This window comes from Nocardia africana NBRC 100379 (assembly GCF_001612635.1).
In the GTDB taxonomy this organism is placed as follows: domain Bacteria; phylum Actinomycetota; class Actinomycetes; order Mycobacteriales; family Mycobacteriaceae; genus Nocardia; species Nocardia africana.
In genome coordinates, this window is sequence record NZ_BDAV01000039.1 from 1 (window position 1) to 10,021 (window position 10,021).

9 protein-coding genes and 1 pseudogene are annotated in these 10,021 nt (G+C 68.9%); all 10 read left to right on the top strand.

What is annotated here, in order from left to right; translation table 11 throughout:
• Nucleotides 1-357, top strand: a 357-nt coding sequence (locus NA3_RS37915) for a hypothetical protein (RefSeq protein ID WP_218021945.1), incomplete at its 5' end; no start/stop codon positions are given.
• Nucleotides 354-1,118, top strand: a complete 765-nt coding sequence (locus NA3_RS34720) for a DUF2786 domain-containing protein (protein WP_372464306.1) — start codon at nucleotides 354-356, stop codon at nucleotides 1,116-1,118. The genes NA3_RS37915 and NA3_RS34720, both read left to right, overlap by 4 nt.
• Complete coding sequence (locus tag NA3_RS34725; protein ID WP_062969102.1) at nucleotides 1,115-1,612, top strand: TIGR04338 family metallohydrolase; 498 nt, start codon at nucleotides 1,115-1,117, stop codon at nucleotides 1,610-1,612. Before NA3_RS34720 ends, NA3_RS34725 begins: the two co-directional genes overlap by 4 nt.
• Nucleotides 1,613-2,080: 468 nt before the next feature.
• Entirely contained in the window at nucleotides 2,081-3,010 is a 930-nt protein-coding gene (gene dprA / locus NA3_RS34730; protein ID WP_062969104.1) for a DNA-processing protein DprA, read from the top strand.
• Nucleotides 3,007-3,851, top strand: a pseudogene (locus NA3_RS38970) (DNA-processing protein DprA). Before dprA ends, NA3_RS38970 begins: the two are co-directional and overlap by 4 nt.
• Before the next feature lie 84 nt (nucleotides 3,852-3,935).
• Nucleotides 3,936-4,976: a DUF4192 domain-containing protein gene (locus tag NA3_RS34745; protein ID WP_084492118.1), complete on the top strand. Its 1,041-nt coding sequence runs from the start codon at nucleotides 3,936-3,938 to the stop codon at nucleotides 4,974-4,976.
• A 58-nt stretch (nucleotides 4,977-5,034) separates the two neighbouring features.
• Nucleotides 5,035-5,274: a hypothetical protein gene (locus NA3_RS34750; RefSeq protein ID WP_062969112.1), complete on the top strand. Its 240-nt coding sequence runs from the start codon at nucleotides 5,035-5,037 to the stop codon at nucleotides 5,272-5,274.
• 94 nt (nucleotides 5,275-5,368) lie between these two features.
• Nucleotides 5,369-7,057 carry a ParB/RepB/Spo0J family partition protein gene (locus tag NA3_RS34755; RefSeq protein ID WP_062969114.1) on the top strand — a complete coding sequence of 563 codons (1,689 nt, stop codon included), beginning with the start codon at nucleotides 5,369-5,371 and terminating at the stop codon, nucleotides 7,055-7,057.
• 85 nt (nucleotides 7,058-7,142) lie between these two features.
• Complete coding sequence (locus tag NA3_RS34760) at nucleotides 7,143-7,703, top strand: single-stranded DNA-binding protein (RefSeq protein ID WP_062969116.1); 561 nt, start codon at nucleotides 7,143-7,145, stop codon at nucleotides 7,701-7,703.
• Nucleotides 7,704-8,129: 426 nt separating this feature from the next.
• The gene (locus tag NA3_RS34765; RefSeq protein ID WP_062969120.1) at nucleotides 8,130-9,572 is read left to right on the top strand and encodes a hypothetical protein; all 1,443 of its coding nucleotides are present in this window, start codon (nucleotides 8,130-8,132) and stop codon (nucleotides 9,570-9,572) included.
• Nucleotides 9,573-10,021: the final 449 nt, after the last annotated feature.

Genomic DNA, 10,021 nt, shown 5'->3' on the forward strand with positions numbered 1-10,021 from the left:
GGCGGGCAGGCCGATCACTACAACCGGCATCCCAGTCGGCGCCCGTGCGGCGACCCGGAATGCTCCTGCCGCCTGTGGGCGCCACCGGATCCGGGGCCCGGTGAGGGCCGACGTGAAGGCCAGCCTGCCGAGGCGTGGTACGAGGCGTGGATCGCGATCGAGGACTACACCCTGATCCGAGCCCCCCGCGGCGAACACAGCATGGCGATGTTCGGTGTAGAACTGCGCCCTGCCTCGCGGCTGCGCAAGCTCCGCAAGGTTCGCGACGCCGCCGCCAGCGACAGCGGTGGTCAGCCGCTGGACTTGCTGGCCGCGATCATCGCCACCCGCGCCTTGTTCACCGGGGACGGTGAATGATGGCGGATACCGACAGGTTGCTCACCCGTATCGGTGCGTTGATGCGCCAGGCCGAGGGCACCGACAATCCGCACGAGGCCGAGGCATTCCTATCACGTGCCCAGCAGTTGGCGACTCAGCATTCCATCGACCTGGCTGTGGCCCGTGCCGCTGCCGCCGACCGCGGCCGTGCCCGTCCGATGCCGGGGATGCGGCGTATCGAGATCGGCGCCAAAGGAACCAAGGGGCTGGCCACCTATGCAGTTGTTCGTGGCCATGCCCACGCCAACGACGTGCGCGTGGACGCGGCCCACAACTCGACCTGGGTGATCGCCTTCGGGCTCGGCTCCGACATCGACACCACCCAGCTGCTCTACACCCATCTGCTCGCCCAGATGGTGCGCGGCTCACGCGCCTACCTGCACTCCGCAGCCCACCAACGCCACCCGGTCGCCGGTGTCACCGCACGCCTTGCCTACCAGCGCGCCTTCGCCGCCCGCGTCGGACAACGCCTACGCGCCGACCGCAACCAGGCACGCGCCGACGCCCTCGCCACCGACTCACCGGCAGCACCGAGCACAGCGTTGGCGTTGCGAGACAAAGACGTCGAGCTGCGCGACTACTACACCGCACACTCAACCGCGAAAGGCACCTGGGCTGGCCACCGACGAGCTATGGGGCACGCACCGGCCGCCGCCGACGCCGGCGACCGCGACGGGCAACGCGCCCGCCTGCACGACCTCGGCCAGATCGACGGCCCCTGCAAAGGTTTGCCGTCGTGACCGCACGGCCACGCGACAGGCAACGCCGCAAGGTCTACGACGCCGAGCACCGGCTGCGTGCCCTGTTCGATCTCGCCGACCACACTCCCGGCCGCACCGTCGAACTGTTCGGCTCCCAGATCAGCGTGCCGATCGAAAGACGCATGGGCACAGTCGAATCCGTGAGCGCATACCTCGACGCCGTGCTGGCGTTGCCCTCTATCCAGGCCCGGTACCCGCACTCCGCAGTACCAGCGCGGGTGCGTGCGCAGCGCGGCAGCCGCTACGCACACTACGAGCCTGCCACCGCCACGATCGCAGTCCCGCTACGCGAGCGTGCCGTGCGGGAACTGCTCGTGCTGCACGAGTTGGCCCACCACCTGCAACCCCGCCCAGCGGGGCACGGCCCCGAGTTCTGCCGCGTCTTCTGCGATCTGCTCGACACCGTCGTCGGCGCGGAAGCCGGATGGCTGATGCGCACCATGCTCCACGACACTGGAGCCCACCTCACCTAGCGCCGCGACCGCGACACGAATATTTCCAGTCGCGGTCCGCTCACTCACCGCCGCGACGGGCGGCCGGTGTCTAGGATTCGCGATGGGATCGGGGGAATCGAGGGGATACACGGGTGGCTCGCACTATCCCCTTCCCCGATGCAACCCTTCGTCGTCACGGTGCACTCACACACCGTTGCTGGGACGAAGGGGCGAGAACGGGCGTAGTTCCACCCCTCCGGACGCACCCGTTCTTCTCATCTCGCCTGTGTCGACAGCGCCTTCTTCGACATTGCTGACTCCAGCCTCTATGCGGCGCTTACCCATACGTCTCTTCCCTCGCGAACACCGATGCACTGACCAGTGTCGAGCACACAGCATCGAGCCGGTCCTGCTCCCGGTCACGCTCGCTGGTCACAGAGCTAGGTAGAGCGCTCTAGAACGGCGCTGCTCGACTCCACCATCGACTCTTCCCTCAGGAGGATCACTGTGTCGGCTTCCGACGATGCCTTTGACGAACGCTTGACGCCGTTGACCTCGCGGCGCCGTCTCGCGTGGGCCGTCACCGCTCGTGCCGCGTTGACCAATTCCCTTGCGGTGTCGATCCTTCTGGCCGACACCGACGTCGAGGACGTCGCTGATCGGTTGTGCAGCGAACACGAGCTGTTCCAGATCCAATCAGATGTGGGCGAGCAGGCGGCAGCGGATCTTGATCGCGCCACCGCGGCCGAGGCGATGCTTCTGACTCCCGACGATCCCGATTGGCCGACGGCCGCGGTCGCCGACCTCGAACGCGCGAACGTTCGTGCCCCGGTGGGGTTATGGGTGCGCGGGCCGCTGGCACTCACGATGTCGGTTGATCGCACCATGGCGGTCACGGGGTCGCGGGCTGCCTCCGACTACGGAATCCGTGTGGCCCACGAGATGGCGACCTACTTCGCCGACCGAGGCTGGCGTGTCCTCAGCGGCGCCGGGTACGGCATCGATACCGCCGCTCACGAGGCGGCACTGTCGGCGTCGGCGCCCACGATCGCGGTGGTGGCCGCCGGGATCGACCGCGCCCACCCGGCGGGCAACCTGGCGATGTTCGATCAACTCGCCGACCAGGGACTGATCGTGTCGGAATATCCGCCCGGCTCAGCACCGACGCCCTCCCGCTTCTCCGAACGCAATCGGCTCATCGCCGCCCTCTCGACCGGTCTGCTGATCTGCGAGGCCGGTGCGCGGTCGGGAAGCCTCGACACCGCGTCGTGGGCCCAGCGACTGCATCGGCGCATCGCGGCAGTCCCAGGACCGATCTACTCAGTGACCTCCGCCGGATGCCACCAACTACTGCGTGAACACACCGCGCACCTGGCGACCAGCGGACGCGACGTACTCGACATCGTCACCGACCTCGGAGCAGGGCCAGCGTCGTGACCCGCACCATCACCTCCGACCTGTTGGACCGAGCCCTCGTCGCCCGCGCGCTCACCCACAGCGCGCGCGGACCCCACCTGCTGTGCCAGTCCGGACCCATCAGCGAGATAGCGGATCGGATCCGCCGCGGACACGCCGGTTTCGCGATCCCTTCCGGTCTCGAGGAGCACGCGCGCCGCGATCTCGACCGTCTCGACGAGCTCGGAGCGCGGCTGATCACTCGCGATGACGCCGAATGGCCGTGGCAGCTGGCGCGGCTGGACCGCGCCACACAATCCGGCCCGTTCGCGCTCTACCTACGCGGCCCCGCCCGCCTCGACACCCTCACCACGCGGGCGATCACCGTCACCGGCTCCCGCGCGGCGACCGGATACGGCCGCACCGTCACCGACCGGATCGCCGCCGAACTCACCACCCTGGGCTGGAATGTCTTGGCGGGCAGCGCATACGGCGTCGCCGCGGCCGCACACAAGCCGCACTAGCCGAGCACGGCAGTCCGGTCGCGGTTCTCGCGGCCGGGATCGACGTCGCTCACCCTCCCCGACATTCCGGACTACTCGCCACCATCGCCACCAACGGACTTTTGCTATCCGAATACCCGCCCGGCGCGTCGCCGACCCGGGCCCGTCGCCGCGCCCAGACTCGCCTGCTGGCCGCGCTGTCGCGAGCAGTGCTGATCATCGAGTCCACACCAGGCGGTGAACCCGCCGCGATCGCGGCACACGCGGTGCGCCATCGGGTTCCGATGTTGGCGGTGCCAGGGGCAGTGACCAGCGCGACCACCGCGCTGCCGCACGAGTTGATCGCCACCGGCCGCGACATCCACCACTTCCTGAGGTGACTGCGAACACGCCGACCTGGCTGCCAGCGCCCCAGTCAGCCGTGTCGGCCGTCTCCGATTCGTTGTCCAGAGAAGGGATTGTTCATGACTCAGCCGACGACGCTACGCATGTCTGCCCCGGGTGAATTCATCTCCGCCGTGCCGGCCCTGCTCGGCTTTTACCCGGTCGATTCAGTGGTCGTGGCGCTTCTCGAACGCCGCCCTCCCGCCGACGAGGTCTGCATCAAACTCATCGCCCGCCACGACCTCCACATCAGCGACAAGCAGCTCACCGGCGTCGTAACGCAACTGGCCGACGTCGCCGCGAACGAAAACGCATCGGCAGTATTGGTTCTCATCGTCGACAGCACCGCGCAACCAGCGTCCGCGCCGCCGAGCAGGCACACCCACACCGTCAACATCCTCGACCGCGCCCTCACCTCACGTGGTGTTGTTCTGGCATCGGCGTGGGCGACCCGCGTGATCGAAGCAGGCGCGCGGTGGTGGAGCCTGCTCGATGGCACCGAGTCCGGCGTCGTGCCCGACCCCGACGCGTCGGCGCTCGCCGCCACGTTCGTCGTCGCGGGACATCCGATCCGTCGTTCACGCGAGGAACTGACCCGCCTGATCGAGCCCGATCAGGCGCTGGCCGACGAGGTCCGCGCACTGCTCGCCGCCGACACCGGCACCCGCACGCAGCACGCGCCCAGCGAGATCACCGACACCGTCGCGAGGGTGGTCGCGCACGTTGACGCGCTCGCGGCGGGTTCGGGGCTGACTCCGGCGGATATGGCCGGCCTCGCCGTGGCCTTACGCACAGCGGCCGTGCGCCATTGCATGCTCGGGCTGGCCGGCACTGCCCGTGTCGACGCGGCTGAACGGTTGTGGGCGCTGCTCACCCGCAGCCTGCCCGATCCCGAACGCGCCCATGCCGCGGCTCTGCTGGCGTTCTCGGCCTATCACCGAGGCGATGGAGTGCTGGCCTCGATCGCGCTGGACGCAGCCCTCGACTCCGACCCACAGCACCGGTTCGCCCGCTCCCTCGACACCACATTGCGAGACGGCACGTCCCCACCCCGGCTCGACGCTGTCGTCAACTACGCGCACGACATCGCCGACGCGCTCGGCGTCGATCTGCACCGCTAACCAGCATCGCCTCCTTCTTCGTTTCCTCGTTTGTCTCCGATCAGAAAGGTCACTGTTCATGCCGTCCGCGAACTCTGTTCCTACCCTGTCCCGCGCGGAATTCGATCGACTCGAACACCGTGGCGCCGCGGGCACGACCGCCACCCTCGCCGAGCTGGATTCCGCCGTCGCCGACCGTTGGCGCGGCGAGCACGCCGGGTGGCGGGGCCGTCACTGGGCCTACCTCGACGACGAGCACGGCGTGCTGCGCCTGCACCCGATCAACGTCACCCGCGCGTCGAGCCAGGCAACCGCCTGAACCAGCCGATTCCGTTTCACCGTCCAGATCGGCGCGGCCCCGCCGCCATCCATATCGGTGGGGCCGCGCCGTACGTCATTCGTAGGAGGTTTCCTTGAGTTCGACCGCCCTCACCGTCGTCCCCGACATCGAACCCGACACCGACTCGACCACGTCCACCGCGACCGGGGATCAGGCTGGCGACGAGCGCACTGGTTCACAGCCTGCGCCCACCACCACCGGCGACCACGAGCCCTCCGATGGCCGGACGCAGGTTCCGCCAGATGCGACTGCGGCGTATATGGATCCGCAGGAGTTGGTGATCGCGGAGAACGTGCGCAAAGACTTCGATGTCGCCGAGCACCCGAAGCAGGCCGACTCGATCCGCGAGTTCGGCGTCGGTGCACCGGTGCTCGCAGAGCGCGAACCCGACGGCACAGTGCACGTGATCGATGGCCAGGTGCGGGTGTTGATTGCCCAAGCCGTCGGCGTCTCACGGGTTCCGGTGTGGATCACCGACGCGCCCACCGACGTCGATACCAAACAGCGTCGCATCGACCGCACCATGGCGCAGATCAACCTCAACGAACGCCGGATCCCGCTAACCCAGGCCGACTACGCCGCCGGTGTCGCGCTCATGCTGGATCTGGGTGCCTCACCCACACGGGTGGCGAAAGGGCTGCAACAGACCAAACGCGCCGAGGTACGCAAACTCGCCGCAGTCGGCCGGTCCGCGACCGGGCGCGAACTGGCCGACAACGGACAGTACAGCCTCGACCAGCTCGCCGTCATCGCCGACTACGACAACCTCGGCGACAGCGACGCCGTGGAGAAGCTGACCTCCGCCTCCCGCTACAACTTCGACTACACGGCCAAGACGATCGCCGCCGACCGCGACGAAGCACGCCGCCGCCTGCACGCCTCACTTCCCTACGCCGCCTATGGATTCGGGATCCTCACCGACGAACCCGGCCCCGAGGACGGCTACCTGCCCGCCACCGATCTCGTCCGTAGTGACGGCCAACCAGTCACCGACGACGACATGTATGCCGAGCCAGCGCGGTGGGTGGTGTGGGTCGATGTCGAGGAAAACGGTGAGCTGGTCGACACGGCCACCGGCGCGCTCGTCGATCCCGACACCGTCGACTGGGACACCCAGCACGACCCCGAGCCCGGCGACGGGTTGCGCCGCGCCGACGGGCTCGCCTGGCGCGACCGCTGGATCCCCGCCTACTACCTGCCCACCGGCCACCTCGACACCACCGGACTACAGCTGCCTGTCCCGCAGGCCGCTGACCCGCAGGAGGCGCTGGCCGCCGCCGAACGCGCCGCGGCGGCGCGCGAGGAATCACGGTTGGCCCGGCGCCGGGTACGGGAGCTGAACAAACGGGGCGTCGCCGCGGCCCAGCGGCGCGAGGAATTCCTCACCACCTACTTCCAGCGCAACAAACCGCCCACCCAGGCCGCGCATTTCGTCGCCGAATACCTGGCGCGGAACCTGGCGCCGGGGGCGTTGCAGTTGGTGACCAAACTGCTCGGCGTCGGCTGGTCGACCGAGGAACTGGTGAAAGTGATCGGGTCCGCCTCGGTGAACCGGGCGTGGGTGCTCGCGCTGGGCATGGTACTGGCCAACCGGGAAGTCACCCTAGACAAGAGCCTGTGGCGAACACGGTCCGAGTCCACTAGCCGGTATTTGCACCTGCTCGCCGACATCGCCGGTCCCGACGACGATTTCGCGTTGGTCGACGTCGAACAGGCCGCCGCCGGCGACATCGACTACCGGGACATCCCCATCGACAAATAACCACACTCCGGCCCTGCCCACGCTGCGCGGCAGGGCCGATCCCGTTTCCATCCGATCCTGTTGCTGATGATTGAGGAGGATCTTCATGGCCGGTGACACTGTCTTGACTGTCATAGGAAATCTGACTGACTCGCCAGAGCTCAAGTTCACCCCCGCTGGCGCGGCGGTCGTCAATTTCACCGTCGCCTCGACACCGCGGTATTTCGACCGCAACGCCGGGGAGTGGAAAGACGGCGATCCATTGTTCCTGCGTTGCAACCTGTGGCGCCAGGCAGCGGAGAACCTCGCCGAGTCGTTGCTCTCGCGGGGGGCGCGTCTCATCGTGACCGGGCGACTCAAGCAGCGCTCGTTCACCACCCGCGAGGGCGACAAACGCACCGTCGTCGAACTCGACGTCGACGAGGTCGGTGCCTCGCTGCGCTTCGCCACCGCGACCGTCACCCGCACCTCCACGGGCGAATCCGGTGGGCCACGCACCCGCCGCGCCGTGACGACGCACCGCGCCGGGTTCGGCACCCCCGACACGGACACCAGCACAGGGTTCGACCGGCCGACGGCTTCCGCGTCTGGTGGCGAGGATCCGTGGCGGGAGCCGGCGATGGCCGGCGCCGCCGCGGGGTTCGGCGACGACGCACCCCCGTTCTAAGCCACCGCCTTGCAACTCTAAGTCACTGCCTTTCAACTCCACTTTTTGGTCCTCACCCCGCCCCGATCCCTCTCCCGGTTCCAGGCGGGGTGAGTTGCGTTGCGGGGGCGGGCGTCTGGCCGGCCGTCGGTGACCAGCCATCCGAGGGCTACCAGGGCGGGCCGCGCCGCGCGTGACGGCCCGCGCCCGGCGCACACGAATTCCCCGGCGCGCCGACCCCACGCCCCAGCAATTCCGGTTGGTGTGCGCGGGAATTCGCCCGCGCACGCCCCGGCGCGTTCCGCCATTCCCCGCGCGTCGTGACCCGCCCTGGTTCTTGCGCCCTCGGCTGGTCACCACGACCGGCCCGACACCCGCATGTTCGATCGGGGCCGTGACGGTCCCAGCGGGTGCTCGCCCATCCTCGATAGACGACAGGACGAACTCGTGACCGAAACCAGCACCTTCCTCGCCGCCATCGCCGAACTCGACTACCGCATCACCAGTGACCGCCGCGCCGCGCGGCGCACCTTCACCACCGCACTCACCCACGCCACCCCGGCTGAGCGGGACGTGCTCGACGCCATGGTCGAAACCTTCACCCTCTACCCGTATCGCACCGCGCTGCTGCGCCTGGACGCCGCATTCCGCGACGACGAACCCAAACGCGCGCTGCTTTCGTGGCTGCTGCCCGACACCGACCCCGGCCTCTATGTGCGCGAACGTGCCGAGCGGATCGCGATCCTGGAACAGCGCGCCCGCGCCAACAGCAGCAGCGTCGACGACGAAGCCTTCCGCGACTACGCCCCCCTCACCGTCGCCGAAACCGACCGCACCTCGATCCGGTTGTGGCGCAACCCGCCCGCCCGCGTCTACCTCGCGCCGTCACGGGCGACCGACAAATCACGCATGACACCCGAACAGATCACCGCGCGGGTCCGTGCCCGCGGCAAACGCCGACCCGCGCTCGTCGAACCCGATGTCGTCGCCGCTTACGTCGCCGACGCTATGCACCGCGACACCATGGCCCGTGAGCTCGCCCGTACCCGCGCCAGCGAGCAGCGGTTCCGCGACCTCGGCCTGCTCGCCGAGCCCAACCCGTCATCGTCGGTGCGAGTGCAGGGCGCGCAGCCGCGCAGCGACGAGGATGTGCGGGCGCGGTGGGATCTCGAGTTCGTGCACCACGTCGCCGACCAGCACACCCACGACGCGGCGGCCGCCAAGCCCAGTCGCCGGATTTCCCAGGACGAGGCGCTCGCCTACGCCGACGCCCGCACCGGTGTGCGCGGAGATCTGCGGCCCGAGTTGCCGTTCCAGGGCGACAGTGTCGACTACACCCGCGAAGCCATGACCCCGATCTCCGGGTGGCGCTGCATCGCCTGCTTCATCGAACGCTCCACCCACGACCAGCACCTGATCCACTCCGACAACGGGCGGCGGCGCAGCGACGACGGGTTGTGCGACTACTGCCGCGGCGACGAGCGCACCCCGCGCCTGCCCGAACTCCCCACCGGATTCACCGCCCCCGACCTCGCCCGCACCTACTGCCGATTCCTCACCACCAGCTACCCGGGCGCCGCGCCCGCCCTGCTCGCGGAGACACGGCGCCGCGCGCCGCGCTGGCTGACCACCATCATCGACGAACACCTCCCCCAGCCCGAACGCACCGAGCACGCCGCCGATCGCGGCGCCGACGTCGAAACCGGTGCGGCACAGGCCAAGCCTGCGACACGGCGCCGTCGCGGCCCGGTGACCGGGGCCGGGCAGCGTCAGGCCCGGTGTGAGGGATGCACCCGCATCCGCGCCATCCACGACGACGGGTTCTGCACCGAATGCCGCGTGTGGCTCGGCCTCGTGACCCCGCCCACGCGCCAGGCCGTCGCCGCCTGACACAGGCGAGTCCCGATCTCCGGTTCGTCGCGGTGACGCCCTCCCGCGACGGACCGGCCACCACCCATCCTCACCTGCAAGGAGTTTCGCGTGCACGACCTGCTCATTTTCATCGTCGGACTGCTCATCGGCCTCGCGCTGTCCGGCCACCCGCTCATGACCGTCCCCGACACCCGCCCACCACGAGACGACAAACGCCCGCGCGACTGACCCGGCCGCGCCACGCGACCGCGGCGCAGCCGCGCTCGCTTGCGTCCGCGTGGGGCCTCGACAACCAGTCCGCAGGCCCCACCACCATTCCCCACATTCACTCTCACCCACTCCCACACACACTCACTCCCCACACACCACACCACATATTCCACTCACACCCATAACCCCCATTCCCCCATAACCCTCACCCCCACACACTCACTCACCTTAAGCAGACCTCATGCATCCCGGAATCC

Bases quoted from the DNA above. Each gene is read 5' to 3' on its own strand.
- NA3_RS34760 (WP_062969116.1), top strand. From the start codon at position 7,143: ATGGCCGGTGACACTGTCTTGACTGTCATAGGAAATCTGACTGACTCG.
- NA3_RS34750 (WP_062969112.1), top strand. From the start codon at position 5,035: ATGCCGTCCGCGAACTCTGTTCCTACCCTGTCCCGCGCGGAATTCGAT.
- NA3_RS34745 (WP_084492118.1), top strand. From the start codon at position 3,936: ATGACTCAGCCGACGACGCTACGCATGTCTGCCCCGGGTGAATTCATC.
- NA3_RS34720 (WP_372464306.1), top strand. From the start codon at position 354: ATGATGGCGGATACCGACAGGTTGCTCACCCGTATCGGTGCGTTGATG.